Genomic DNA, 24,326 nt, shown 5'->3' with positions numbered 1-24,326 from the left:
TCGCCGACAAAAAAGGCGCAGACCCTCACGGAGCTGCGCCTCGACCTGCCATCAACGACTCAGCGGCCAGTCAGTACCGGCATCACTCGTGGCCGCAGCAATTCGCCGGCCACAGCCAGCAGACCGATGGCGCCGGCAATCCAGTACCACTGCAGCACCGGGTCGAACAGCAGCCAGCCCAGTGCATGCAGGAACACCACCATGATCAGCACCGGGCTGACGTAGCGCACCATGAACAACCAGAGCGCGTAGCCCGCAGGAGGCAGGCCCAGCTCGTCACGCATGATTTCGCCGCGCAGCGCGTAGCCTGCAAGCACCACCATGAAGATACCGCCCAGCGGCATCATCCAGCGCGAGGTAAAGTAGTCCAGCCAGTCGAAGAAGTTCTTGCCCAGCGGCGTCCAGCCCGCCAGCAGGTTGAACGAGAGCATGGCCAGCAGGCTGATCAGCAGCAACACGACACCAGCCAGCGCCGCCGACTTCAGGCGGCTGATGCCGTGCTTTTCGTTAAGGTAAGCGACGCTGGCCTCGATCATGGAAATGGCCGAGGTCAGCGCAGCGATCGACACCATGGCGAAGAACAGCACGCCGAAAGCGGTACCAAATGGCATCTGCTGGAAGGCCAGCGGCAGACTCATGAAAATCAAACCAGGGCCTGCCCCGGGACTCATGCCGTTGGCGAAGATGATCGGAAAGATCGCCAGGCCGGCCAGCAGCGCCACGCAGGTGTCGCAGATCGCCACCAGGAAAGTGGTGCGGGCGATGGATTGGCCGTCGGGGATGTAGGAGCCGTAGGTGAGGATGGCGCCCGAGGCCAGGCTGAGGGTGAAGAAGGCATGGCCCAATGCGGCCAACAGCGCCTCGCCGGTGATTTTCGAGGCATCGAAATGGAACAGGAAATCGAAGCCAGCCTGGAAGCTGCCGCTGGTGAAGGCGTAGCCGACCAGCACGATCAACATCAGGGCCAGCCCCGGCATCATCCAGCGCACCGCTTTTTCGATGCCTTTCTGCACGCCCCTGGCGACGATCCACAGGGTCAGTAGCGCCACCAGCACGCTCCAGCCGCCAAGCTGCCAGGGGTTGGCGTTGTGCGCTTCGAACACCCCACCCAGCGTCTCGACGCTGGTGGCGGCCAGGGAGCCGTCGAGCATCTTCCACGTATAGGCGAAGGCCCAGCCGGCGACGACCACGTAGAAGCACAGGATCATGAAACCGGCGAGCATGGCCATACCACCAACCGCCTTCCACAGCGGGTTGCCGCCGTTCTCGCGGACCACACGGCCGATGGCGTCGATGGGACTGCCGCGACCACGGCGGCCGATGGCGATCTCGGTCATCATCACCGGAATGCCGATGGCCAGGATGCACGCCAGGTACATCAGCACGAAGGCGCCGCCGCCGTATTCACCGGTGATGTAGGGGAATTTCCAGATATTGCCCAGGCCGACGGCCGAGCCGGTTGCAGCGAGGATGAAGCCCCAGCGCGAGAGCCAGAGGTTCTTCGGTTTTTCACGGGTCATGCGTCACCTGTTTGTTTTTATCTGTGACGGAATCGGACCCGCCGCGCTTGTGGCGCAGCGGAATGCAAGGCTTGGGTTGAAGCCGAAGGTGTCACTGGGCGTCGACTTGTGCCTCCGGCGCGGCCAGTTGGAAGGCCTCCAGGGGTTCACAGCGCGCCGCCATGGCGACAATGCGTGGGTACGCGGCAAGGTCACAGTTAAAACGCCGCGCATTATACAGCTGCGGAATCAGGCAGGCTTCCAGATATCCAGGCCGCTCGCCGAGCGACAGGCGCCCGTCGAACGCAGCCAGGCCCTCCTCCACGGCGGCCAGACCCAGCGCGACCCAGTGCCGGTACCAGGCGTTTTTCGCCTCATCGGCGACGCCCAGTTCGCTGGACAGGTACTGCAGCACGCGCAGGTTGTTCAGCGGATGCACGTCGCAGGCGATATGCAGCGACAGCGCCCGCACCTGGGCACGCTCGGCTGGATCGGCTGGCAACAGCGCCGGCACCGGGAAGATCTCTTCGAGGTATTCGATGATCGCCAGCGACTGGGCGATGCGTACGCCGCCGCTCTCCTCGTCCACCAGTAGCGGCAGTAGCCCCTGCGGATTCAACGCGCGGTAGTCGGCGCCGTGCTGCTGCCCGCCATCCTTGACCAGGTGCACTGGCACCTGCTGGTAAGCCAGGCCCTTCAGGTTGAGGGCGATACGCACACGGTAGGCAGCGCTGGAGCGCCAGTAGCCGTAGAGTTTCAACATTGCGGATTCCTTTCGAAACGCGGTAGGAGCGGCTTCAGCCGCGATCAGCTGACAACATCGCGGCTAAAGCCGCTCCTACGAATCAGCGGGCGTCGTAGTGCTCCACCACCTGATCGATGGCGCCGAAGATGCTCTGCCCGGCAACGTCGAACATCTCGATGCGCACCCGATCACCGAACTTGAGGAACGGCGTCTTCGCCTCGCCCTGCTCGACGATTTCCAGCATGCGCTTTTCCGCCAGGCAGGAAGAGCCGGCGCTGCGGTCGTAGTTCGACACGGTGCCCGAACCGATGATGGTGCCGGCGCCCAGCGGGCGGGTCTTGGCGGCATGCGCTACCAGGGTTGGGAAGTTGAAGGTCATGTCAACGCCGGCGTTCGGCTGGCCGAACAGCGCGCCGTTTATATGCGACACCAGCGGCCGATGCACCTTGCCGTCCTTCCAGCTCTCGCCCAGCTCGTCCGGGGTGATAGCGACCGGGGAGAAGCTCGACGACGGCTTGCTCTGGTAGAAACCGAAGCCCTTGGCCAGCTCGCCAGGGATCAGATTGCGCAGCGAGACGTCGTTGACCAGCATCAGCAAGCGGATATGGCCTGCCGCTTCGGCCGGCGTGGCGCCCATCGGCACGTCGTCGGTGATCACTGCCAGCTCGGCCTCCAGGTCGATGCCCCAGGCTTCGTCGGCCAGGCGGATCGGGCTGTGCGGCGGGATAAAGGCATCTGCGCCGCCCTGATACATCAACGGGTCGTGCCAGAACGACTCCGGCATCTCGGCGCCACGGGCCTTGCGCACCAGCTCGACGTGGTTGACGTAGGCACTGCCGTCGGCCCAGTGGTAGGCGCGCGGCAGCGGGCTGTGGCAGGCGGCCTGATCGAAGGCGAAGGCGCCCTCTTCCAGGCCGTCGTTGAGACGCTGATAGATCGCTTCGAGCTTGGGCCGGGTCACGGCCCAGTCGTCCAGCGCAGCCTGCAGGGTGAAAGCGATCTGCGGCACAACGACGGCACGGGTGAGATCGCGGGAAACGACGATCAGCACGCCATCGCGGCCTTGGTTCAGTGATGCGAGTTTCATCGGTAATCCTTCGAAATCTGAGGTAGGAGCGAACCCTGACCGAACAAAAAGCTTCGCGAGCAGAGCTCGCTCCCACAGCTTCGTTTAATCCTACAAACCCGGCGCGCGCCAGGAGTTGACGTATTCGGCCACGTCCACCGCGCCGGCGGCATCGGCCACGTCCAGGGCGCGGCGGGTGTCGATCATCACCGCCACCTCGTCGATGAAGGTGGCCGGATCCTCCTGGCTCTTCTTCAGCGCCTTGGGGTGTGGCCCATGGGGGAAGCCGCACGGGTGCAGGGTGACCATGCCCTGCTCGATGTTGTCGCGGCTGAAGAAGTTGCCACGGTGATAGAACAGCACTTCGTCGTAGTCGTCATTGTTGTGGAAGAACGGCACCTTGAGCGCACCGGGGTCGGATTCCACCGGACGCGGGGTGAAGGTGCAGATCACGAAGCCATTGGCGACGAAGGTGGTGTGCACTGACGGCGGCAGGTGGTAGCGGTGGCTGATCAGTGGGCGAATGTCGCGCCAGTTCAGGCGCACCACGGTGTTGTCGCCATGCCAGCCGACCACATCCAGCGGATTATAGGGGTAGGTCACGGTGCTGATCTGGCCGCGCCGCTTGATGCGGATCTGCCAGGTGCTCTCGTCCTGCTGTGCCTTGAAGGCGTCGTCGATATGCGGGTGCTCCAGCACCGCCAGGTCGAAGATCGCCTGCGGGCCCAACAGGCCCTTGTCCGGCAACTGGTAGGCGCCGTCGGTGTTCTCGATCAGCAGGAAGTAGCTCGATGTGCTGGCCTCGATGCGCCAGGCGGTGCCGCGGGGGATCAGCAGGTAATCGCCGTCGCGGTACTCCAGATGGCCGAAGTCGCAGTAGAAATGCCCACTGCCTTCATGCACGAACAGCAACTCGTCACCATCGGCGTTGCGCACCAGATGGCGCATGGCGCCGTGGGTGCGCCAGACGCGCAGCTTGACGTCGGCGTTGTGCAGGGTCAGCGGCGCCGCCAGCGGGCAATCGCGCTCGCTGGGGATGTCGTTGAAGTTGAACGCATGCGGGCGCAGCGGGCCTTCCCAGTCGATCCAGCCGGTGGGCGGATGCTTGTGGTGCAGGTGCGCGGTGGGGCCGAAGAAGCCCTCACGGCCCATCTCGCGCTCATAGGTGCCCTGCGGCAGGTCGCAATGCGCCTGGCGCGAGCACTCGCCTTCACGCAAGGGAAAGCGGATCCATTGACGGCTCATGGCATCACTCCTCGGAGATCACACCGCGACGCAGTTGGTCTTCCTCGATCGACTCGAACAGGGCCTTGAAGTTGCCCTCGCCAAAACCCTGATTGCCCTTGCGCTGGATGATCTCGAAGAAGATCGGGCCGATCACCGTGTTGGTGAAGATCTGCAGCAGGATGCCGTCATCGCCAGGCGCGCCATCGATCAGGATGTTCAGCTCGCGCAATACGTCGGTCGGCTCACCATGCCCGGCGACGCGGGTATCGACCTTCTCGTAGTAAGTGTCCGGGGTGGTCATGAAGTCCACGCCATTGGCGCGCAGTTGGCGCACGGTGGCGTAGATGTCGTCGGTGGACAGCGCGATGTGCTGGATGCCTTCGCCGTGGTATTCGCGGATGAATTCCTCGATCTGCGACTTGTCGTCGGCCGACTCGTTGATCGGAATGCGGATCTTGCCGCAGGGCGCGGTCATGGCGCGGGAGAACAGGCCAGTGAGCTTGCCTTCGATATCGAAGTAGCGGATCTCGCGGAAATTGGCGATACGCTCGTAGAAGCCGGACCAGACATCCATCTGCCCGCGGCGCACGTTGTGGGTCAGGTGATCGATGCACTGCAGGCCGACGGCGTTGTCATTCGGGCTGCGGCCTTCGATGTACTCGAAGTCGACGTCGTAGATGCTCTTGTCGCCGTAACGGTCAACCAGATACAGCAGCGAGCCGCCAATGCCTTCGACGCAGGGAATGTTCAGCTCGCCGAAGTTGGCGTGGCTGCCCACCAGCTTGGCGCCCTGCTGCTCGACGTAGGCAGCGGCCTGAGCGGCGTTCTTCACCCGGAAGGCCATGGCGCAGGCGCTGGGGCCGTGCTTCTCGCCGAAGGCGCGCACGTGGCCGGTGGGGCTGCCGTTGAGCACGATGTTGATGTCGTTCTGCTGGAACAGCCACACCTCTTTCGAGCGGTGCTTGGCGGTCTCGGTGAACCCCATGGCGGTGAACAACTGGCGCAGTTGCTCGATGCCTTCGGCATTCGGTGCGGTAAATTCGACGAACTCGAAACCATCGGTTCCGATGGGGTTGTGCTGCTCGATCTTGGCCACGGCGGTCATTTCGCCTCCTGATTGTCATTGTTATGGCAGCCGCACGAATGCGTTGCGGACAACCTCATGACAACCGAGCGCAGGGCCGCTCTCAAGATGGTTTGCGATACGTCGACGCAATGGTCGAGTGCGACAGTGGCAAATTTTCCTTACGCCTTCCAGACAAGGCATGCAAAGCCCTGACAACCGTAAAAAAATCCTTACAAAGCGGTCAACCGGCTTGCCGCTATCACTCAGCTCGGCGCGAGAATGTGTAGGCGCGCTCCACCTTGGCCACGCGAGTGGTGAAAGCGGCGTACCAGTCGGCGCGTCCCTGCTCGCGAACGGCGCTGTGCTCGGCATGCTCGCGCCAGGTGCGAATGGCCTCCTCGCTCTGCCAGTAGGACAAGGTGATGCCCAGGCCGTCGCTGCGTGCCGACTCCACGCCGAGAAAGCCGGGCTGCTGCGCAGCCAGCTCAAGCATGCGCTGCGCCGCCTTGGCATAACCGGCATCCACCTCCGTGCGTACCGAGGTGAAGATCACCACATAGTAAGGGGGCTCGGGAGTGGTGGCGATCACGCGACCGCCTCCTGTTGCGCTTCATGCACCGACTGCACTGCGCAGGCGCCGACCAGGCCGGCAACCAGCGGCGGCAGACGCCCCTCCAGCGCCGCACGCTCGGGCTGGAACAGGGTAGCGATGAAGAACGGATGATCTTCCAGTTCGATGGCACGCACCGCGCCCGCCTGGTCATGCCCGGAGGCCTTCAGCGCCTGGGCCATCAGTGGCTCGACGAAGGCATCGGCGAGGCCGTAGCGACACAGATACTGCTCGCTGATCTCGCGCACACCGTAGAGCTCGGCAATGCGCGAGCCGGAGACCAGGTGCACGTGCTCGCTGACGTCCAGCAAGGTACAGCTCAGGGGCGCGATCAGAGGGTTCTGCGCTTGCGGCGACAGCTCGGCGTGTTCGGCATCCATCCAGCCCAGGCGGTTGCGCGCGTACTCCAGCAGCGCGTGCTGGAAGCCGCCACAGGTGCCCAGGAAGGGCACGCCCTGCTCGCGCGCGAAACGAATGGCGCGCAACGCACCTTCGGTGGCGGCATAGGGGCTGCCCGGCACGCACCAGATGCCGTCGTAAGCCATCAGGGTAGCGTCATCGACGAGACTGTCAGTGGCCAGCCAGTCATGTTCAACCGCCACACCCAGTGCCTCGCTGGCCAGGCGCAGCGCCTCGGGAATCGCCCGGTGCGCGGCAATCGCCGCATTGTAGTCACCCACCAGAGCGACCTTGACTCGACACTTGCTGTACATACGCCTATCCCCTCTTGCATGGCGGTCTCCCTGCCACTATAAGATGGCGCTCGCGCAATAATAATTGGCGAATAAACAAGCAGAGATTGCAGCCATGCAATATCAGATCGACCATACCGACCTCTCTCTGGTGCTCGCCCTGGTGCGTGGTCGCTCCCTCGCGCGGGCGGCAGAATTGATGCAGGTCGACGTGTCCACGGTGTTTCGCGCCGTGCGCCGGCTGGAAGCCGCCCTGGGTGTGGCGCTGTTCGAGAAGAGCCGACGCGGTTATGAGCCCAGCGAAACCGCCCGCGCCCTGGCCGAGCAGGCCGAGCGCGCCGAACAGGCGCTGGATGCCGCCCGCGTGGCGCTGGAGCTGGGCAAGCAGGTAGTCAGCGGTACGGTGCGCCTGACCTGCACCGATGCGGTATTAAGCAGCCTGCTGCTGCCGGCAATGGCGCGCTTCATGCCCAGTTACCCGGCGCTGGCGCTGGAGCTGGTGACCTCCAACGACTTTGCCAACCTCAGCCGGCGCGATGCCGACCTGGCCCTGCGCCTGACCAACGAGCCGCCGGAGCACCTGGTCGGCCGGCGCCTGGCCAGCGTGTCCTACCTGGTCTGCGCGCGCGATGATGGCCAGGATCGCAGCGACCTGGCACGGCAGAGCTGGATCGCCCTGGACGAGGCGATGCCGGATCACGCCACGGTACTCTGGCGCCTGCGCGAGTTGCCGGGCGTCACCCCCAACTACCGCTGCAGCAGCATGTACGCCGTGGCGCAGCTGGCCCGCGCCGGGCTGGGTGTCGCCGCCCTGCCCGACTTCGTGCTGCGCGCCCATCCCGAACTCAAGGCACTCGGCCCGCCGCTGGCCGGCTGCGACACCGAACTCTGGCTGTTGACCCGCCCGGACTGCCGAGCCTTGCGCTCGGTGCAGACGCTGTTCGAGGAGTTGAGTGAAGCGCTGATGAGCCATGGCTGAGGTAGAGCGTCGCCGCTGAAGCGCCTCCCACAGAGCAGGGGCAGCATCTCATTGCAGCAGCGAGACCTTGTGGGAGGGGCTTCAGCCGCGACAGGCCTGAATGATGTGTAGCCGGACGCGATCCGGGGGCATTGGGTACGCAAAAGATCATCGCGGCTGAAGCCGCTCCTACCTATCCCGTAGAAGCGGCTTCAGATCCGTAGGGCGGGTGCAACCCGCCATAAATGAGTGGCGGGTTGCACCCGCCCTACAACATTACAGATGCCCAACTGCACCGTAGGAGCGGCTGGGCGGCATTCCGTTTCAGCCGCGAAGAATAGACACCTCACCCCTGCTGCAAATGCCCATACAGCTTGGCGTACAGGCCACCTTCAGCGATCAGTTGCTGATGGTCGCCATCCTCGGCAACGCTGCCGCCGTCGAACACCAGCACCCGATCGGCCTGCTTCACCGCACTCAGGCGGTGGGCGATGATCAGGGTGGTGCGGCCTTCAAGAAACTGCGCCAGCGCTTCGTGCAGGGCGTACTCGGTCGCTGCATCCAGTGCCGAAGTAGCCTCGTCGAGGATCACCACCTTGGGTTCTGCCAGCACCATGCGGGCAATGGCCAGGCGTTGACGCTGCCCGCCAGAGAGCCGCACACCACTGCGCCCGACCACGCTGTCCAGACCCTGCGGCAGTTGCACGATGGTGTCGTGGAGCTGGGCGATACGCAGTGCCTGCCAACAAGCCTCGTCGCTGCGCTCACGCCCCATGGTCAGGTTGGCACGTACCGTGTCGTTGAACAGTGCCGGGTGCTGCAACACCACCGCGACGTTGTCACGCACGCCGTCCAGGCCGATCTCCTCCAGCGCGCTGCCGCCGAAGCGGATGCTGCCGGCCTGTGGCGTATAAAGGCCCAGCAGCAGCTGCACCAGTGTGCTCTTGCCACCGCCGGACGCGCCAACGATGGCGACCTTCTCACCCGGGCCGATAGACAGATCGAGACGATCCAGCACTGGCTCCTCGCCATAGCCGAAGGTCAACCCGCGCACCTCGATACCGACTGTATCGCGCCCCTTGAAAGGATCGACGCGCCCGTCGTACTGCGGCTCGTCCTTGCGTGCCAGCAGCTCGTTGATACGGGCCAGCGCACCACCTGCGGCATAGAACGCGTACTGCAGGCTGAGCAATTGTTCGACCGGGCCGATCATGAACCACAGGTAACTGAACACCGCGAGCATCTGGCCGATGGACAGGTCGGAGAACAGCACGGTGAGCATCGCTGCCGCGCGGAACACGTCGATACCGAACTGGAACAGCAGGCCACTGGCACGGTTCGAGGCATCGCTCTTCCACTGCGAGGCCACGGCATAGTCGCGCACCTCGCGCGCCCGCCCGCCGAGTCGGCCGAGGAAGTAGCCCTGGCGGTTGCCGGCGCGCACTTCCTGAATCGCTTCCAGAGTCTCGGTCAGCGCCTGGGTGAAGCGCGAGGTGCTGTCGTTCTCCAGCTTCTTCAGGTGCTTGACCTTCTTGCCCAGCAACACGGTGGCGTAGATCACCAGCGGGTTGAACAGCAGGATCAGCAAGGCCAGTTGCCAGTGCATCCAGATCAGGATGGCCGAGGTGCCGACCAAGGTCAGCACCGCCACGAGAAAACGGCTGAGGGTCTCGCCAACGAACTTGTCCAAGGTGTCCAGATCGGTGACCAGGTGAGTGGTCACGGTGCCACCGCCCAGGCTTTCGTACTCGCCGAGGGAGATACGCTTGAGACGCTCGATCAGGCGCATGCGGATGCGGTAGACGATGTCCTTCGACAGCCTGGCGAACAGGCGCGCCTGCAGCACGTTGAAGATCAGCGCCGAGCCGCGCAGCAGCAGGGTCAGCAGCAGCATCAGGCCGATATAGCCGGCTGCCGTTTCCCAATCCGCCGGCAGGAAGTTGTCCATCACCTTGAGCGCCGCGTCTCCGTCATGCAGCAGCACTTCGTCCACCAGCAGCGGCAACAACAACGGGATCGGCACGCTGCACAAGGTCGCCAGCACGGCGACCAGATTGGCCAGGATCAGCGCTTTCTTGTGATGCAGGGCCAAGCGACGGATTTCTGCCCAGCTCAACCGATCAGGCATTGGCAGCGCGCTCCAACCAGCGGCTCAGCAGCGGCGCCAGTACCTCGAGCGGTTGATAGCCGTTGGTCAGCAGCGCCAGCTGGCCGTCGCGCTCCGCCAGCAGCGTGGGGAAACCGGCGATGCCCAGGTCCTGCACCCAGGTGAAGTCGGCGGCAGTCGCCTCCTGCATGGCCTGACTGTCGAAGGCTTCGGCGAACTCGATGCGCGGGATGCCCGCCTGCTCGGCCAGTTGCACCAGCACGCTGGCCTGGGTGACGTCGGCACCCTCGGTGTAGAAGGCTTGCTGAATCAGCTTGAGCAGCGTCCAGGCGCTGGCGGCATCGAGCTGGCGCGCCGTGACCAGCGCACGGCAGGCTGGCTCGGTGTCGTACACCAGCCCCTCGGGCAGCCCGCGTTCGAAGTCGAACAGCTGCCCGGTACTGGCGTTGACCGCCTGCCAGTAGCCCAGGTAACGCACCCGCGCTGCCGCATCGATCGCCACCTGATCGCGGCGCAGGCCACCCACCACGATCTGCAGCGGCACGCCGGCGGCAGCCGCCTGCTCGGCCAGTGCTTCGACCACCGGGGCGAAACCCCAGCACCAGGAGCACATAGGGTCCATCACGTAGAGCAGGCGGCTAGCCATGGGTCAGGCCTCGTTCAGTTGGCGGGGGTCGCGGCCAATCGGGTGCGGCTGGTTGCGCGCACGCGCCAGCTCGATCTGCTTCTGCCGCTCGCGGGCGCTTTCACGGGTTTTCTCCGGCAGCGAATCCCAGCAATGCGGACAGCTGACGCCGGGGCTGTAGAACTCGGACTGGCGGTCTTCCACGGAGATCGGTGTGCGGCAGGCGTGACACTGATCGTAGTCGCCCTCGGAGAGGTCATGACGCACGGTTACACGATTGTCGAAGACGAAGCAGTCGCCCTGCCACTTGGTCTGTTCCTGCGGTACTTCCTCGAGGTATTTGAGGATGCCGCCCTTGAGGTGATAGACCTCCTCGAAACCCTCGCCGAGCATGTAGCTGGAGGCCTTCTCGCAGCGGATACCACCAGTGCAGAACATCGCCACCTTCTTGTGTTTGCTCGGGTCGAAGTGGGCCTTGATGTACTCGGGGAACTCGCGGAAAGACTTGGTCTTGGGGTCGATGGCACCCTCGAAGGTGCCGATGGCCACTTCATAGTCGTTGCGGGTATCGATCAGCAGCACTTCGGGGTCGCTGATCAGGGCGTTCCAGTCCTGCGGCTCGACGTAGGTACCGACGCGTTGGTTGGGATCGACACCGGGCACGCCGAGGGTAACGATCTCTTTCTTCAGCTTGACCTTGGTGCGATAGAACGGCTGTTCATCGCAATAGGATTCCTTGTGGTCGATATCGGCCAGACGGGCATCCAGGCGGAACCAGGCGAGCAGCGCGTCGACAGCGGTGCGGGTGCCGGAAACGGTGCCATTGATGCCCTCTTCGGCGAGCAGCAGGGTGCCCTTGATGTCGTTATCGATCAAAGTTTGCAGCAGGGGTTCGCGCAGCGCCTGGTAATCCGGCAGGGAGACGAATTTATACAACGCCGCGACGACGATCTTGTCGGTCATGAACAGTTCTCTCAGTAGTCGCCCACGTAAAGGGCGGACTGGCGGGACATGAAAAACGCCGGCTCAGCAGGCCGGCGCGAAGGGCGATTGTAGCAAAGCGGACAATTGCCGGGGCATGTTGGCGACAGGGCGCGACAGCCTGTCGCGCAGCCGGATGCAATCCGGGAAATGATCGCTGCCGCGGGTTGGGCTACATCAATGACCGCCGCGGCAGGTCGGCGAGGCCGGGGCCACACCCTGCGCCGCCCACTCCTCCGGGGTGTAGGTGTGCAGCGCCAGCGCGTGGATCTGCCCCATCAGCTCGCCGACCGTGGCATAGACCTTCTGATGTCGCTTGACCGAATTCAGCCCAGCGAATGCCGAGCTGACGATCACCGCCTTGTAGTGGGTCTCCAGACCGCGGCTGTGCATATGGCTCTCATCCAGCACATCGAGATACTCGGGCTGCAGCGCAGCCAGGGCGGTGACGATCAGGTCTTGCTTGGACATCTCGGGCTCCATCAGGGCTGTTTCGGCAGGCCGAGCTCGTTGCTCATGTCGGCCAGCAGCTTGTTCACCTCGGGCACGGCGGTTTCCAGCTTGCTCTGGGTGATCTGTGCGGATTGTGCGGTCAGGGTCGGCATCTTCTGCAGCACCTTCTGTCCCAGCGGCGACTCGTAGAAGGCGATCAGGTCCTTGAGCTCCTGCTCGTTGAAGTTGCTGGTGTAGAGCTTGACCATGTCCGGCTTCAGCTTGTCCCAGCCGACGGCCTTGTCCAGTGCTGTGTTGGCCTTGGCCTGATAACTCTCAAGCACTGCCTTCTTGCCATCCGGTGCCTGGGCGAAACGCTGGGCGAACATCTGCTGCACCTGGCCGTACACCGGCACGGTCAGCTTGTCGGCGTGGGCCAGCTTGAGAAAACGCTCGGCATCGGCGGCGTGACTGGCAGCATCGGCCATGGCCAGGGATGCGCTCGCGCTGAGCAGAACGGCGGTGCAGAGTTTGGAAAAACGGAGCATGGAGAGCGTCCAGAGGTTGTGAATGAGTCTGGGTAGACTACGAAGGCGGCATTTTGTGCCCTGCGCGGAAATCCCTCAAGCGATGCACGTTGTGCGCTGGCTCACACCCGTCATGTTGACCGGCGCACCCACTGGTCAGTTGCCAAAATGCCAGTACTTGCTCATGCTCGGGTGGGCTCGGCATTCTTTGCGACCGCCCCATTATTAAACAAGGCGTGCGCACCTCAAGAGTCGGCAATTGATCGCCAGCCCGCGCACACACACGGACGTGCCCGATGACCAGCCTCACCTCACACGCGCCCCTTCCGCTCCAGCCGCTTTGCGACAGCAAAGGTCGACTGCTGGACGAGGCCATTGGTTGGTCCAATCGACCGCAGGTGGACTGCACGCTGCATGGTCACGCCGGGCGGCGCAAGCGCTGGAACCACTGGTGTATCACCACGCCGCAGTGGATGCTCTCGCTGACTCTCGCCGATCTCGATTACCTGGGCTACGGCGCCGCCTACTTTCTCGATCTGGAATCCGGCCAGGCCGTTGCCCATGCCCAGTTCCGCCCCTTCGCTCTGGGCTGCCAACTGCCCGACCTGCCGCTGGAGAGCCACGCCTTCAGCCACTCTCGCCTGCAACTGCGCATCGACGAGCACCCCGGACGCCTGCGCCTCACCGCTGCCGCCCCGGATATCGGCGGCCAGCCCCTGCAGGTGGCCCTGGACATTCAGCGCCCTGCCCATCTGCAATCGGTCAATCTGGTCGCGCCGTTGCAACATGGCGGCTTTCACGCCACCTGTCGGCAACTCGGCCTGCCCACCGCCGGCAGTCTGCAGCTGGGCGGCAAGCATTACCGCTGCGTGCCGGGCCAGAGCTTCGCCGCACTGGACTTCGGTCGCGGCGTCTGGCCGCTGAACACTTACTGGCAGCGGGCGGCATTCGCTGCAGCGGGCGGCATCGCCGGCAACTTCGGTGCTGGCTGGCTCGATCACAGCGGCCTGTCGGAAAATTCCCTGTGGTTCGGCGGTGAAGTGCAACTGCTCGACAGCCCCCTGCATATCGAGCGCAGTTCACAGGCGCCACTGGCCCCCTGGCGCCTGGACAGCGAAGATGATTGCGTGGCGCTACGCTTCACGCCCCGCCAACTGCACAAGGCCTGCCCCAAACTCGGCCCCTTCCACGCCAATACCGTACAGCGCTTCGGTCATTACGACGGAGTGTTGCGCGGCCCTAAAGGCGAGCGCGTGCCGGTGGACGGAGCGCTGGGCTGGCTGGGTGAAACCCACGCCCGCTGGTAGTCGCACGCTCAAAGGCTCCAATCAACCTTATAGATAAGTTGTGGAACCAGTCTTCGGCGGTACGACCTAAACTGCCAGCAACCTTGCACTTGCCCCGGAGAACGCCATGAGCCGCACCGAAACCGACAGCATTGGCCCCATCGAAGTCCCTAACGACGCTTACTGGGGCGCGCAGACCCAGCGCTCGCTGATCAACTTCGCCATCGGCCAGGAACGCATGCCGCTGGCCGTATTGCACGCCCTGGCGCTGATCAAGAAAGCCGCGGCACGGGTCAACAGCCGCAGCGGCGAGCTGCCGGCGGACATCGCCCGCCTGATCGAACAGGCCGCCGACGAAGTGCTCGAGGGCCAGCATGACGCGCAGTTCCCCCTGGTGGTCTGGCAGACCGGCAGTGGCACGCAGAGCAACATGAACGTCAACGAGGTGATCGCCGGGCGCGCCAACGAACTGGCTGGCGGCAACCGTGGCGGCAAGACCCCGGTGCACCCCAACGACCACGTCAATCGCGCGCAGAGCTCCAACGACTGCTTCCCCACGGCCATGCACATCGCCGCCGTGCAGGGCGTGCGCCATTGCCTGCTGCCAACACTGGCCGAGCTACGTGACGGCCTGCAGGAGCAGGCGCAGCGCCACGCCAACCTGGTCAAGACCGGGCGCACGCACATGATGGACGCCACGCCGATCACTTTCGGCCAGGAGCTGTCGGCCTTCGTCGCTCAACTCGGCCACGCTGAAGCGGCCATTCGCGCCGCCCTGCCCGCGGCCTGCGAACTGGCTCAGGGCGGTACCGCCGTCGGCACAGGCCTCAATGCTCCGGCCGGCTTCGCCGAAGCCATCGCTGCCGAGCTGGCCGCGCTAACTGGCCTGCCACTGACCAGCGCGCCGAACAAATTCGCTGCGCTGTCTGGCCATGAACCTCTCGTACACCTGTCCGGTGCCCTGAAAACCCTGGCCGTAGCGCTGATGAAGCTGGCCAACGACCTGCGCCTGCTTGGTTCGGGCCCACGTGCCGGCTTCGCCGAGGTGCGCCTGCCGGCCAACGAGCCGGGCAGCTCGATCATGCCCGGCAAGGTCAACCCGACCCAGTGCGAAGCGCTGTCGATGCTCGCCTGCCAGGTGCTGGGCAACGACGCCACCATCAGCTTCGCTGCCAGCCAGGGCCACCTGCAGCTCAACGTGTTCAAGCCGGTGATCATCCATAACCTGCTGCAATCGATCCGCCTGCTCGCCGACGGCTGCCGCAATTTCCAGCAGCACTGTGTCGCCGATCTGCAACCGGATGCCACGCAAATGGCCGCGCATCTGGAGAATGGTCTGATGCTGGTGACCGCGCTCAATCCCCATATCGGCTACGACAAGGCCGCCGAAATCGCCAAGAAGGCCTACGCCGAAGGCAGCACCCTGCGCCAGGCCGCTCTGCAGCTTGGCTACCTGAACGAAGAGGAATTCGACCAATGGGTACGACCACAGGACATGCTCGGAGCCGGGCGGCATGACTGAAGGCAAGAGCGGCGCCACACCGCTGGAAGGCGATGGCAAACGAATCCTGCTGATTCTCGGCACCCCCAAGAAGGACAGCCTCTGCCATGCCCTGGCCGAGGCGTACAGCCTGGGAGCACGTAGCAAGGGGCACGTGGTGCGCCAGCTCAGACTGGGCGAGATGCAGTTCGACCCGATACTGCGTGAAGGTTACGAGCAGAGCCAGAATCTGGAGCCGGACCTGCTCGAAGCTCAGCGTCTGATCCACTGGGCCGAGCATCTGGTGTTCGTCTATCCGGTCTGGTGGGGCGGCATTCCTGCACTGCTCAAGGGTTTCTTCGACCGGGTGTTCCTGCCCGGCTTCGCCTTCAAGTACCGCAACCGCTCACAACTCTGGGACAAGCTCCTCAGTGGGCGCAGCGCCGACCTGCTGGTGACCATGGACACGCCGCGCTGGTACTTCCGCTGGATCTACGGCGCCCCGGCACATCGGCAGATGGTGCGCACCATTCTCGGTTTCTGCGGGATCAAGACTCGCCGCCTGAGCGAATTCGCCCCGGTTCGCCCGTCCAATGAGGAACAACGCCAGAGTTGGCTGCGCAAGGCCGAGGCATTGGGAACGAAGGCGTGAACCTGAGGGCAGGTGCGTCTGCTCTACAAACGCCCACTGCCCTCTTGCCCCCTACCCGCCCACCACAGCGCCAGCGGCCCCAACGTCAGTAGCAGGCCCATCAGCGCGAACGCAGCCCACCAGCCGAGCAACTGCTGATCGCCCAGGGCATCGAGGGTCACCCCGAACAACAGCGGGCCGAGGAAGGCGCCGGTGAAACCGGTGCAAGAATACAGCGCCATCGCCGCACCACGGTGGCTGGCCGGGGCCACGCTGACCAGCCCGGCAGTCAGCGAGGCCGAGTCGGCGGTCACCGTCACCGCGTAAAGCAGCACCAGCACCAGCATCACCCAGAACGGCAGTGCCGCCCCCAGGCCGACCACGACTGCCAGCAGCGCGGAGGCGAGCATCACGCCGATCAGCCAACGCTGGCGACCGAAACGCAGCGCCAGCTCATTGCCAAGAATGCTCGACGGCATGCCGATCAGCGTTGCCAACATCGCCACCCAGGTACCAGACAACCAGGGATCGACGCCCTGAAAATGCCCGGAGAACACCACGAAGGCCACCAGCCAGGCGCGCAGGGCGAACAGCTCCAGGTTGTGCATCGCGTAGGCCAGGCAGTAGGCCAACACCGCGCGACTTTTCAGCGGTGCCAGGTCCAGCAGATTGCGCGGCGTATGCGCCACCACCGGTTTCGGCGCCAGCCCCCAGTACACCAGCGCCCAGGCCAGCAACGCGCAGGCGCCGCTGAGCAATGCCGGCACCTGCCAGCCACCGAGCTTGGCCAGTTCGCCGGAAAGGGTGAAGGACAGCGCCGTACCCAGGCCGAAACTGGCGGTATAGAAGGCGATTGCCCGTGACTGCGAAGCACCGTCGATGCGCTCCGACAATGCCTTGAGCCCCGGCATGTAGGTGCCCGCCAGGCCGATGCCAGCCAGCACGCGCCAGAGCAGCGCCGACCAGAAGCCATCGGCGAAGACGAAGCCGGCGCTGGCCACGGCCGTCAGCAGCATGGCCCACAGGTAGATCAGCCGGGCATCGTGGCGGTCGGTCAGGCCGGTGAGCACCGGCACGGCCAGCATATAGCCGAGAAAGAAGCCGCCGCCGATCCAGCCCGCCTCGGTATTGCTCAGCCCCCAGAGCACCTGGAATTGCGGCAGCAATGCGGCGAACAGGGCAAAGCCGGCCATACCCAGCGTTTCGGCCGTACACAGCAACAGGGTAATACGACGAGCGTTCATGATGTTCTTAGCGCGAGAAATCGGAAGGCTTTGCACTGTAACGGCAAAGCCGCGCAAATCGAAACATTTGGTTACACCAAGTTCAAAACACCAGGCCATCGCTGGCCAGGCTGACGCCACTCGGCAGCGCCTCGGGGTGCTCCAGCAACCAGGTATCGAAGACATGGCCGATATGGGTCAGCACCGCATGCGTCGGCTGCAACCGCTCGATGACCTCCAGCGCGCGGGTCAGGTCGTTGTGGTTGCGTGGTGCGACGGGTTGCGGGGCGGTGGAGCAATCGAGCACCAGCAGATCCAGCGGCGCACGCCCGAGCTCGGCACAGCTGGCCTCGGGTACGCCGACTGTATCGGTGAGGTAGGCGATACGCCTGCCCTGCCCTTCGAACCCCTTCCCCTCGAACAAATACCCGAAGGTTGGCTTGGAGTGGGTCAGCGGTAGCGCGGTGACCTGCAGTTCGCCCAATTGGCGGCGCTCGAAAGCGGCGAATGGCTGGCTGAAGTCGAGAATGCCCGGATGCTTGTACAGATCGGCCAGCCCTTCGGGATCATCCGGGCCATGCACCGGAATCACCAGGCCCTGCCCCCAGCGCAGGTGCAGCAGGCCCTGGGCGTGGTCGGCGTGGTAGTGGGTCTGCAGAATGCCGCTGAGACTGTGCGGCGCGAAGCGCTCGGTGAGATCGGTCAGGCCGCTGTCGATCAGCCAGCGCTGCGCGCCGCATTCGATCAGCGCGCAACAGGGGCCACGGCGCCGCGCCGGATACACGCGCGCCGCATCGCATGCCGGGCAACTGCAGTTGTACACGGGCACCTGACGGGCATCGCCGGTACCAAGCAGGGTCAGGCGCATTGGCGGGCCTCGTCGAGCAGATGCAGCAGGCGGCTGACGGTTTGTTGCAGGGGGCCGGAGTTGTCGAGGATGACAGTGCGTTCCCTATCCTCCTGCTGCAACTTGCGGCTGCGCGCCAGGCGCAGCTCGATCTGCTCCGGCGTTTCCCGGCCACGGGTCAGCAAGCGCTGGCGCAGCACCGCTTCGTCGACCTGCAGCAATATCGCCAGCAGCTGCGGATAGCGCTGACGAGCCGCCTCGAGATGACCGCGCGAGCCATTGATCAGCACGTCCTGGCCGGCGCTCAGCCAGTCGTCGATCTCGCGCGGGATGCCGTAGGCCAGGCCGTTGGCACGCCAGCTCAGGGCGAAGGCGCCCTCGCCCTGCAGACGCTCGAACTCGTCCGGGGTGACGCCCAGTGCGTCCTCACCTACCGACTCCGCGCTACGGGTGATAACCCGCCGGGCGAAACGGCAGCCGTGCGCCTCCAGCGGCGCACGCGCGGCTTGCAACAGGCTGTCCTTGCCCGAACCCGAGGGCCCCATCAGATAGATCAACCTGCCCTGCATCAGAATACCCTTCGTGCTTGGCGCCACACCTGCTGGATCACCGGCTGCCGGCCATGCGCCCTGGCCTGTACCAGGTCGGCGCGCAGACCGACGCGGATCTCGCCGCGGTCATCCAGTCCGACCGCCCTGGCCGGCGCGCGGCTCACGGTGGCAATGGCCGCAGGCAAATCATAGTCGTTGTCCTGCCCGGCGAGCAGCCAGGCCGCATGCAGCAGGCTGGCCGGGTAGTAGTCGCTGGAGAGGATATCCAGCACGCCGTGGCGCGCCAGTTCGGCGGCGGCGATATTGCCGGAGTGCGAGCCGCCGCGCACCACATTCGGTGCCCCCATCAGCACCTTCAGCCCCAGCTCGTGGCTGGCTCTGGCCGCTTCCAGGGTGGTGGGAAACTCGGCGATGGCCATGCCGAAGCCGGCCGACTCCTGCACGTGGGCCAGGGTCGCGTCGTCATGGCTGGCCACCGAGATGCCGCGGGCGTGGCAGTCTTCGACAATGGCGCGGCGCTGGCGGTCGCTGTACTGGCGCGAGTTGGCGATCTGCTCCTGGAGGAAATCCTCCATCTCCGTCGGGCTCAGGTGGTACTTGCCCATGTAGTACTCGCGGTACTTCTCCACCTTGGCGAACTGGCGCTGGCCGGGCGAGTGGTCCATTACCGACACCAGCGCCACCAGCGGGTGCTCCACCAGGTCACGGTAGATGGTCAGGGCATCGGGGTGGCACAGCTCACAGCGCAGGTGCAGGCGGTGCTCGGCGCGGGTCTGCCCGGCTGCCTCGCTGGCGGCGATGGCCTCGATCATCGCTGGCAACTGCTGCATGCGCCGGCCACGCGGGTTGATGTCGCCGATGGCCAGCGCGTCGAACACCGTGGTGATGCCGGCGGCGACGATCTGCGCATCGTGGGTCAGCACCGCCGAGGTCGACGGCCAATCCACGCCAGGCCTGGGGCTCATGTGTTTTTCCAGGTTGTCGGTGTGCAGCTCCACCAGCCCCGGCAGCAGGTAATCGCCGCCCAGGTCCTGGGCCTGCGGCAGGCGACTGGCGCCCTCGTCCACCGCGGCGATCAGCCCGTCACGCAGCAACAGGGTACCGAGGAACTCGCGCTCGGCAGTGACGATACGGGCGTTGCTGAGAATCTGTTCAGACGACATAGACGTACTCCGGTTGCGCCGCGGCGGCGCTCATGTCGAGGTAACGGTCGGCCACCGCCTCGCGGGCGATGCGGTCGTGGAAGATGCCGATCAGCGCGCTGCCGGCCGCCTTGGCTTCGAGAATCAGCTCCAGCACCACCTGGCGGTTGGCGTCGTCCAGCGAGGCGGTGGGTTCGTCGAGCAGCAGCACCGGCCACTCGACCATGAAGCCGCGGGCGATATTGACGCGCTGCTGCTCGCCACCGGAGAAGGTACCCGGCGCCAGTTGCCAGAGCGCCTCGGGGATATTCAGCCGACTCAGCAGGCTCTTGGCCCGCGCCTCGGCGTCACTGCGCGTCCAGCCGCGGGCCAACGCCGGCTCCATCACCACGTCCAGGGTAGAGACGCGCGGGATGACCCGCAGGAACTGGCTGACGTAACCCAGGCTCTGCCGGCGCACCGCCAGCACCTGGCGCGGCTCGGCGCCGACCAGCTCAACCGGCTCGCCCTGGTGACGGATGCGAATACTGCCGCCGGCCGCCAGATAGTTGCCGTACAGGGTGCGCAGCAGGGTCGACTTGCCGGCGCCGGACTGGCCGTGCAGCACCAGGCACTCGCCGCCGCGCACGGCGAAATTCAGGTCACGCAGCACCTGCAGGACGACGCCGTTCTGCTGGTGCAGGGTGAAGGTCTTGCTGAGGCCGCTGACCTCGATCAGATTTTCCATCGTCAATACTCTCTGCGTTCGTGGGAGGGGCTTTAGCCGCGACAAAGAGGGGTCGAGGTAAAGCCCCTCCCACATGACGAAATCAGGGCTGCAACACCGACGACACCAGCAGCTGCGAATATGGATGCTGCGGATCGTCGAGAATCTGATCCGTCAGCCCCGCCTCCACCACCTTCGAACGGCGCATCACCATCAGGCGGTCGGCCAGCAGGCGCGCCACTGCCAGGTCGTGGGTGACGATCACCACCGCCAGATCCAGTTCGCGCACCAGGCCGCGCAGCAGGTCGAGCAAGCGCGCCTGCACTGATACGTCCAACCCGCCCGTGGGTTCGTCCATGAATACCAGGCGCGGCGCGGAGACCAGGTTGCGCGCGATCTGCAGGCGCTGCTGCATGCCGCCGGAGAAGGTGCGTGGCAGATCGTCGATACGCGCCGGGTCGATCTCCACCTGGCTCAGCCAGTCGAGTCCGGCGGCGCGCAGTTCGCCGTAGTGGCGCACACCCTGGGCCATCAACCGCTCGCCGATGTTGGCGCCGGCCGACACCGCCATGCGCAGGCCGTCACGCGGGTTCTGCTCGACGAAGCCCCACTCGGTGCGCAGCAGCGTGCGCCGCTCGGCCTCGCTGGCGCTGTACAGGTCGAGCCACTGGCCGTCACAGCCGCGATAACTCACAGTGCCGCGGTCCGGCGGACAGCGCCCGGAGAGCAGGCTGAGCAAGGTAGACTTGCCCGAGCCGGACTCGCCGACGATGCCCAGCACCTCGCCGGGATAGAGGTCGAAGCTGACGCCCTGGCAGCCCTTGTCCGGGCCGTACAGGCGGGTCAGGTCACGCGCCGAGAACAGCGGCTCGGCCGCTGCCACGGCAGGTTGAAGACGTTCGGCGGCGCTCATTGCAGGTTCTCCTCGGTGCGCTGGCGGCAGTAGTCGGTGTCGGAGCAGACGTAGCGCTTGCTGCCGGCGTCGTCGACGATCAGCTCGTCGAGGAAGGATTCCGTGCTACCGCAGAAGGCGCAGCATTCGTCCCACTGCTGGACCGCGAAGGGGTGATCCTCGAAGTCCAGGCTGACCACCCGGGTAAAGGGCGGCACCGCGTACAGGCGCTTCTCACGCCCCGCGCCGAACAGCATCAGCGCCGGACTCATGTCCAGCTTGGGGTTGTCGAATTTCGGAATCGGCGACGGGTCCATCACGTAGCGCTCGTCCACCGTCACCGGGTAGGCGTAGGCGGTGGCGATATGGCCGAAGGTGGCGATGTCCTCGTACAGCTTCACGTGCATCACGCCGTAGTCCTCCAGCGCATGCATGGTCCGCGTCTCCTGCTCGCTCGGCTCGATAAAGCGCAGCGGCTCGGGGATAGGCACCTGATAGACCATGATTTGCCCGGCCGACAGCGACGTTTCCGGGATGCGGTGGCGGGTCTGGATCACGCTGGCCTCCACCGTGCGTTCGGTGGTGGCGACGCCGGCGGTGCGGGCGAAGAAGCGGCGTATCGACACCGCGTTGGTGGTGTCGTCAGCGCCCTGGTCGATTACCTTGAGCACATCGTCTGCACCGAGAATGGCGGCAGTCAGCTGCATGCCGCCGGTGCCCCAGCCATAGGGAAGCGGCATTTCTCGACCGCCGAAAGGCACCTGATATCCGGGAATCGCTACCGCCTTGAGCAAGCCACGGCGGATCATGCGTTTGGTCTGCTCATCCAGATAGGCGAAGTTGTAGGCCGACGCCTCGCGGGCGCCGCTTGCGATGGAAAGGTTCATCAGCGGTTCTCCTCTGCCGGCGCCTGTCGGCGCAGCTTGCGGATCAGTTCCAGTTCGGCCTGGAAGTCGACGTAGTGCGGCAACTTCAGGTGCGAAACGAAGCCGGCGGCCTCGACGTTGTCGCAGTGCATCAGCACGAATTCCTCCTCCTGCGCCGGGCCCTGCACCTCTTCGCCGTACTCGCCGGCACGCAGCGCGCGGTCGACCAGGGCCATGCCCATGGCCTTGCGCTCGGCGTAGCCGAAGGCCAGGCCGTAGCCGCGAGTGAACTGCGCCTGCTCGGCGCTTTCCCCGACGAACTGGTTGACCATCTCGCACTCGGTGATTTCGATATCGCCCAGCGGCACGGCGAAACCCAGTTCGGCGGGCGTCATCCATACCTCGACGTCGCCAATGCGGATCTCCCCGGCGAAGGGGTGATTGCGCCCGTAGCCACGCTGGGTGGAATAACCCAGCGCCAGCAGGAAGCCCTCGTCGCCACGGGCCAGCGCCTGCAGGCGCTCGGCGCGGCTGGCGGGAAAAGCCAGCGGCTCGCGGGTGATATCGGGTACCGGCGCGCCGTCGTCCGCCTCGCGGGCCATCAGGCCTTCACTTGCAAGAAAATCCAGCACCCGCGGACAAGGCTTGGGCTCATCGGTAACGACCGCTTCTGGCGCCGGATAGTCGCCCTCTGCCAACAGGGCAAAGTCCAGCAGGCGGTGGGTGTAATCGAAGGTCGGGCCGAGCAGTTGGCCACCGGGCAGGTCCTTGAAGGTGGCGGAGATGCGCCGCTCCAGTTGCATCTGCGTGGTATCCAGCGGCTCACTGGCGCCGAAGCGCGGCAGCGTGGTGCGGTAGGCGCGCAGCAGGAAGATGGCCTCCATCAGGTCGCCTGCGGCCTGCTTGATGGCCAGCGCGGCCAGTTCCTCGTCGTACAGCGAGCCCTCGCTCATGACGCGGGCCACGGCCAGTGGCAGTTGCTGACGCACCTGCTCCACACCCAGTTCGGCGACGGCGGTATCACCGCGGCGACGGTAGGCCAGCAGTTGGTGGGCATTGTCGATGGCGCGTTCGCCACCCTTGACGGCGACATACATCAGGCGGCCTCCTCGTTCTCGATCAGCACATGGGTGCTGCGTGGCAGGCCGATGACTTCGCCGCCAGCGGCGAAGAAGCAGTCCAGGCCACGGGGAAAGGCGCTGCGCGCCTGGCGTTGCTGCCAGAACGAGGCCGGCAGCGGCAGGTTGACGCTGCGCACGTCCTTGATGCCTGGGCCGCGCCAGCGCAGGGCTGGGCCGGCGTGCAGATCGTCCAACTGGATCAGTAGCGTGCAGGACTGATCCGGGTAGCGTTCGCTGCCGTTGTCGAAGTCCGACAGATCGCTCAACTCGCTCTCATCGAGCAGGGCGAACAGGGCGATCTCGCGTTCGGCAACGATCGGGCAACCGCAGTGGAAGGCCAGGTTGGCGCGAATCAGCGGCGTATCGAAGCGCGGCGCCAGCCATAGCGGCGTGTCGCTGTCGAGAAAGGCCAGGCACAGGCCATAAGTGGCCGGCGTCAGATCACCCAAGGTGTGGGCGCGCGCCATCGGCTGGGCCAGACCGGGTTCGGCCAGGGCTGCGAGGGCCGCGCGGAAGCTGACCTGGGCATCCAGCACCGGGTCGTCGAAAGCCGGTTGCAGCCAGTGCGAGCTGTGCGGCGTAGTCATCAATCCTCTCCTCTGACCAGGGTGAAGAACTCCACCTGGGTGGTGGCAGTCTGTGCGGCCCGGGCCAGACGCTGTTCGCGCTGCTGGCGGGCCAGGGGTTCGATCAGGTCACTGAGCCAGCGCGCCTGATCGCTGCCCTGCAGGTGGGCGTCGGCCAGCGCCGCCAGTTCGGCGCGGCGCTTGTCGCGGCCGGCCAGGTAGCTGTAGCCGGTGCGGCCATCGGCCAGGCGCACCACGCAGCGGGTCACGGTCATCTCGCCGAGATTGAAGGCGCTGCCGGTGCCGCCCATGCGCCCGCGCACCAGGGTCATACCCACCTCGGGCGCGCGGATCAGCTGATAGGCGCTGTCCTTGAGCGCCGCCTCATGGCTATCGAGGGCATTGCCGGCGCGGGCCAGCACGCCCATCCAGCGCTGTCGCGCGGCAATGTTCGGGTCGGTTTCGTTCATGCGGGTCTCC

General features: G+C 65.2%; 26 protein-coding genes. 4 read left to right on the top strand and 22 right to left on the bottom strand.

All coding sequences use genetic code 11. From position 1 onward, the window contains the following. Nucleotides 1-59: 59 nt before the first annotated feature. From BM186_RS07000 to BM186_RS06970, 7 genes are all read right to left on the bottom strand, one after another. Nucleotides 60-1,520: a sodium-dependent transporter gene (locus BM186_RS07000; protein WP_074914106.1), complete on the bottom strand. Its 1,461-nt coding sequence runs from the start codon at nt 1,518-1,520 to the stop codon at nt 60-62. Between the two features lie 91 nt (nt 1,521-1,611). Then, nucleotides 1,612-2,262 (bottom strand): maleylacetoacetate isomerase, encoded by a 651-nt coding sequence (gene maiA / locus BM186_RS06995; RefSeq protein WP_074914105.1) that lies wholly within the window; start codon nt 2,260-2,262, stop codon nt 1,612-1,614. 82 nt (nt 2,263-2,344) lie between these two features. Further along, nucleotides 2,345-3,331 (bottom strand): fumarylacetoacetate hydrolase family protein, encoded by a 987-nt coding sequence (locus tag BM186_RS06990; RefSeq protein ID WP_072424588.1) that lies wholly within the window; start codon nt 3,329-3,331, stop codon nt 2,345-2,347. A gap of 90 nt (nt 3,332-3,421) precedes the next feature. Further along, nucleotides 3,422-4,555 carry a homogentisate 1,2-dioxygenase gene (locus BM186_RS06985; RefSeq protein WP_074914103.1) on the bottom strand — a complete coding sequence of 378 codons (1,134 nt, stop codon included), beginning with the start codon at nt 4,553-4,555 and terminating at the stop codon, nt 3,422-3,424. Between the two features lie 4 nt (nt 4,556-4,559). Then, nucleotides 4,560-5,642 carry a 4-hydroxyphenylpyruvate dioxygenase gene (gene hppD / locus BM186_RS06980; protein ID WP_021490103.1) on the bottom strand — a complete coding sequence of 361 codons (1,083 nt, stop codon included), beginning with the start codon at nt 5,640-5,642 and terminating at the stop codon, nt 4,560-4,562. Nucleotides 5,643-5,862: 220 nt separating this feature from the next. Next, complete coding sequence (locus tag BM186_RS06975; RefSeq protein ID WP_074914102.1) at nt 5,863-6,192, bottom strand: antibiotic biosynthesis monooxygenase family protein; 330 nt, start codon at nt 6,190-6,192, stop codon at nt 5,863-5,865. After that, nucleotides 6,189-6,926: a CTP synthase C-terminal region-related (seleno)protein gene (locus tag BM186_RS06970; protein ID WP_074914100.1), complete on the bottom strand. Its 738-nt coding sequence runs from the start codon at nt 6,924-6,926 to the stop codon at nt 6,189-6,191. The genes BM186_RS06975 and BM186_RS06970 overlap by 4 nt, the downstream gene beginning before the upstream one ends. A 94-nt stretch (nt 6,927-7,020) precedes the next feature. Between BM186_RS06970 and BM186_RS06965 the strand changes: the two genes are divergently transcribed. Beyond that, complete coding sequence (locus BM186_RS06965) at nt 7,021-7,884, top strand: LysR family transcriptional regulator (protein ID WP_074914099.1); 864 nt, start codon at nt 7,021-7,023, stop codon at nt 7,882-7,884. Between the two features lie 325 nt (nt 7,885-8,209). On the opposite strand, the gene BM186_RS06960 is transcribed toward BM186_RS06965, so the two are convergent. The 5 genes from BM186_RS06960 to BM186_RS06940 form a co-directional block, all read right to left on the bottom strand. Beyond that, nucleotides 8,210-9,991, bottom strand: a complete 1,782-nt coding sequence (locus BM186_RS06960; protein ID WP_074914098.1) for an ABC transporter ATP-binding protein — start codon at nt 9,989-9,991, stop codon at nt 8,210-8,212. Further along, nucleotides 9,984-10,616 (bottom strand): DsbA family protein, encoded by a 633-nt coding sequence (locus BM186_RS06955; protein WP_074914096.1) that lies wholly within the window; start codon nt 10,614-10,616, stop codon nt 9,984-9,986. The genes BM186_RS06960 and BM186_RS06955 overlap by 8 nt, the downstream gene beginning before the upstream one ends. A gap of 3 nt (nt 10,617-10,619) precedes the next feature. After that, the gene (gene trhO / locus BM186_RS06950) at nt 10,620-11,558 is read right to left on the bottom strand and encodes an oxygen-dependent tRNA uridine(34) hydroxylase TrhO (RefSeq protein WP_072424580.1); all 939 of its coding nucleotides are present in this window, start codon (nt 11,556-11,558) and stop codon (nt 10,620-10,622) included. 195 nt (nt 11,559-11,753) lie between these two features. After that, nucleotides 11,754-12,047: a BolA family protein gene (locus BM186_RS06945; protein WP_072424579.1), complete on the bottom strand. Its 294-nt coding sequence runs from the start codon at nt 12,045-12,047 to the stop codon at nt 11,754-11,756. Nucleotides 12,048-12,058: 11 nt separating this feature from the next. Continuing rightward, the gene (locus BM186_RS06940) at nt 12,059-12,556 is read right to left on the bottom strand and encodes a DUF2059 domain-containing protein (RefSeq protein WP_021488655.1); all 498 of its coding nucleotides are present in this window, start codon (nt 12,554-12,556) and stop codon (nt 12,059-12,061) included. Nucleotides 12,557-12,831: 275 nt separating this feature from the next. On the opposite strand from BM186_RS06940, the gene BM186_RS06935 reads away from it, so the two are divergent. The 3 genes from BM186_RS06935 to BM186_RS06925 all read left to right on the top strand — a co-directional run bounded on the left by BM186_RS06935 (nt 12,832) and on the right by BM186_RS06925 (nt 15,953). Next, complete coding sequence (locus BM186_RS06935) at nt 12,832-13,842, top strand: DUF2804 domain-containing protein (protein WP_072424578.1); 1,011 nt, start codon at nt 12,832-12,834, stop codon at nt 13,840-13,842. Between the two features lie 106 nt (nt 13,843-13,948). Next, nucleotides 13,949-15,343: a class II fumarate hydratase gene (locus BM186_RS06930; RefSeq protein WP_074914095.1), complete on the top strand. Its 1,395-nt coding sequence runs from the start codon at nt 13,949-13,951 to the stop codon at nt 15,341-15,343. Beyond that, the gene (locus BM186_RS06925; RefSeq protein WP_072424576.1) at nt 15,336-15,953 is read left to right on the top strand and encodes an NAD(P)H-dependent oxidoreductase; all 618 of its coding nucleotides are present in this window, start codon (nt 15,336-15,338) and stop codon (nt 15,951-15,953) included. The genes BM186_RS06930 and BM186_RS06925 overlap by 8 nt, the downstream gene beginning before the upstream one ends. A 23-nt stretch (nt 15,954-15,976) precedes the next feature. Here the strand turns inward: BM186_RS06925 and BM186_RS06920 are convergent, their stop codons facing one another. The 10 genes from BM186_RS06920 to phnG form a co-directional block, all read right to left on the bottom strand. Continuing rightward, complete coding sequence (locus BM186_RS06920) at nt 15,977-17,176, bottom strand: MFS transporter (RefSeq protein WP_074914094.1); 1,200 nt, start codon at nt 17,174-17,176, stop codon at nt 15,977-15,979. Between the two features lie 82 nt (nt 17,177-17,258). Next, nucleotides 17,259-18,023, bottom strand: coding sequence for a phosphonate metabolism protein PhnP (gene phnP / locus BM186_RS06915; protein ID WP_074914093.1), 765 nt, complete (start codon nt 18,021-18,023; stop codon nt 17,259-17,261). Then, on the bottom strand, nt 18,014-18,571 hold the full coding sequence (gene phnN / locus BM186_RS06910; RefSeq protein WP_074914092.1) for a phosphonate metabolism protein/1,5-bisphosphokinase (PRPP-forming) PhnN: 558 nt from the start codon (nt 18,569-18,571) through the stop codon (nt 18,014-18,016). The genes phnP and phnN overlap by 10 nt, the downstream gene beginning before the upstream one ends. Beyond that, entirely contained in the window at nt 18,571-19,716 is a 1,146-nt protein-coding gene (locus tag BM186_RS06905; protein ID WP_074914091.1) for an alpha-D-ribose 1-methylphosphonate 5-triphosphate diphosphatase, read from the bottom strand. Before BM186_RS06905 ends, phnN begins: the two co-directional genes overlap by 1 nt. After that, nucleotides 19,706-20,422 carry a phosphonate C-P lyase system protein PhnL gene (gene phnL, locus BM186_RS06900; RefSeq protein WP_074914090.1) on the bottom strand — a complete coding sequence of 239 codons (717 nt, stop codon included), beginning with the start codon at nt 20,420-20,422 and terminating at the stop codon, nt 19,706-19,708. The genes BM186_RS06905 and phnL overlap by 11 nt, the downstream gene beginning before the upstream one ends. Nucleotides 20,423-20,504: 82 nt before the next feature. Further along, on the bottom strand, nt 20,505-21,314 hold the full coding sequence (gene phnK / locus BM186_RS06895; protein WP_074914089.1) for a phosphonate C-P lyase system protein PhnK: 810 nt from the start codon (nt 21,312-21,314) through the stop codon (nt 20,505-20,507). Continuing rightward, nucleotides 21,311-22,180 carry an alpha-D-ribose 1-methylphosphonate 5-phosphate C-P-lyase PhnJ gene (locus BM186_RS06890; protein ID WP_074914088.1) on the bottom strand — a complete coding sequence of 290 codons (870 nt, stop codon included), beginning with the start codon at nt 22,178-22,180 and terminating at the stop codon, nt 21,311-21,313. The genes phnK and BM186_RS06890 overlap by 4 nt, the downstream gene beginning before the upstream one ends. After that, on the bottom strand, nt 22,180-23,256 hold the full coding sequence (locus BM186_RS06885; RefSeq protein ID WP_074914086.1) for a carbon-phosphorus lyase complex subunit: 1,077 nt from the start codon (nt 23,254-23,256) through the stop codon (nt 22,180-22,182). The genes BM186_RS06890 and BM186_RS06885 overlap by 1 nt, the downstream gene beginning before the upstream one ends. Continuing rightward, complete coding sequence (gene phnH / locus BM186_RS06880; protein ID WP_074914085.1) at nt 23,256-23,867, bottom strand: phosphonate C-P lyase system protein PhnH; 612 nt, start codon at nt 23,865-23,867, stop codon at nt 23,256-23,258. Before phnH ends, BM186_RS06885 begins: the two co-directional genes overlap by 1 nt. Beyond that, a complete protein-coding gene (gene phnG / locus BM186_RS06875) occupies nt 23,867-24,316 on the bottom strand; it encodes a phosphonate C-P lyase system protein PhnG (protein WP_074914083.1) in 450 nt (149 codons plus the stop codon). The genes phnH and phnG overlap by 1 nt, the downstream gene beginning before the upstream one ends. Nucleotides 24,317-24,326 lie beyond the last annotated feature (10 nt).

The sequence above is a fragment of the Ectopseudomonas toyotomiensis genome, from assembly GCF_900115695.1.
GTDB classification, from domain to species: Bacteria; Pseudomonadota; Gammaproteobacteria; order Pseudomonadales; family Pseudomonadaceae; genus Aquipseudomonas; species Aquipseudomonas toyotomiensis.
This window is presented reverse-complemented; position numbering and strand designations above follow the sequence as displayed.

Coding starts and splice junctions, on each gene's coding strand:
- BM186_RS07000 (WP_074914106.1), bottom strand. CDS start 1,520: ATGACCCGTGAAAAACCGAAGAACCTCTGGCTCTCGCGCTGGGGCTTC.
- maiA (WP_074914105.1), bottom strand. CDS start 2,262: ATGTTGAAACTCTACGGCTACTGGCGCTCCAGCGCTGCCTACCGTGTG.
- BM186_RS06990 (WP_072424588.1), bottom strand. CDS start 3,331: ATGAAACTCGCATCACTGAACCAAGGCCGCGATGGCGTGCTGATCGTC.
- BM186_RS06985 (WP_074914103.1), bottom strand. CDS start 4,555: ATGAGCCGTCAATGGATCCGCTTTCCCTTGCGTGAAGGCGAGTGCTCG.
- hppD (WP_021490103.1), bottom strand. CDS start 5,642: ATGACCGCCGTGGCCAAGATCGAGCAGCACAACCCCATCGGAACCGAT.
- BM186_RS06970 (WP_074914100.1), bottom strand. CDS start 6,926: ATGTACAGCAAGTGTCGAGTCAAGGTCGCTCTGGTGGGTGACTACAAT.
- BM186_RS06965 (WP_074914099.1), top strand. CDS start 7,021: ATGCAATATCAGATCGACCATACCGACCTCTCTCTGGTGCTCGCCCTG.
- BM186_RS06960 (WP_074914098.1), bottom strand. CDS start 9,991: ATGCCTGATCGGTTGAGCTGGGCAGAAATCCGTCGCTTGGCCCTGCAT.
- BM186_RS06955 (WP_074914096.1), bottom strand. CDS start 10,616: ATGGCTAGCCGCCTGCTCTACGTGATGGACCCTATGTGCTCCTGGTGC.
- trhO (WP_072424580.1), bottom strand. CDS start 11,558: ATGACCGACAAGATCGTCGTCGCGGCGTTGTATAAATTCGTCTCCCTG.
- BM186_RS06945 (WP_072424579.1), bottom strand. CDS start 12,047: ATGTCCAAGCAAGACCTGATCGTCACCGCCCTGGCTGCGCTGCAGCCC.
- BM186_RS06940 (WP_021488655.1), bottom strand. CDS start 12,556: ATGCTCCGTTTTTCCAAACTCTGCACCGCCGTTCTGCTCAGCGCGAGC.
- BM186_RS06935 (WP_072424578.1), top strand. CDS start 12,832: ATGACCAGCCTCACCTCACACGCGCCCCTTCCGCTCCAGCCGCTTTGC.
- BM186_RS06930 (WP_074914095.1), top strand. CDS start 13,949: ATGAGCCGCACCGAAACCGACAGCATTGGCCCCATCGAAGTCCCTAAC.
- BM186_RS06925 (WP_072424576.1), top strand. CDS start 15,336: ATGACTGAAGGCAAGAGCGGCGCCACACCGCTGGAAGGCGATGGCAAA.
- BM186_RS06920 (WP_074914094.1), bottom strand. CDS start 17,176: ATGAACGCTCGTCGTATTACCCTGTTGCTGTGTACGGCCGAAACGCTG.
- phnP (WP_074914093.1), bottom strand. CDS start 18,023: ATGCGCCTGACCCTGCTTGGTACCGGCGATGCCCGTCAGGTGCCCGTG.
- phnN (WP_074914092.1), bottom strand. CDS start 18,571: ATGCAGGGCAGGTTGATCTATCTGATGGGGCCCTCGGGTTCGGGCAAG.
- BM186_RS06905 (WP_074914091.1), bottom strand. CDS start 19,716: ATGTCGTCTGAACAGATTCTCAGCAACGCCCGTATCGTCACTGCCGAG.
- phnL (WP_074914090.1), bottom strand. CDS start 20,422: ATGGAAAATCTGATCGAGGTCAGCGGCCTCAGCAAGACCTTCACCCTG.
- phnK (WP_074914089.1), bottom strand. CDS start 21,314: ATGAGCGCCGCCGAACGTCTTCAACCTGCCGTGGCAGCGGCCGAGCCG.
- BM186_RS06890 (WP_074914088.1), bottom strand. CDS start 22,180: ATGAACCTTTCCATCGCAAGCGGCGCCCGCGAGGCGTCGGCCTACAAC.
- BM186_RS06885 (WP_074914086.1), bottom strand. CDS start 23,256: ATGTATGTCGCCGTCAAGGGTGGCGAACGCGCCATCGACAATGCCCAC.
- phnH (WP_074914085.1), bottom strand. CDS start 23,867: ATGACTACGCCGCACAGCTCGCACTGGCTGCAACCGGCTTTCGACGAC.
- phnG (WP_074914083.1), bottom strand. CDS start 24,316: ATGAACGAAACCGACCCGAACATTGCCGCGCGACAGCGCTGGATGGGC.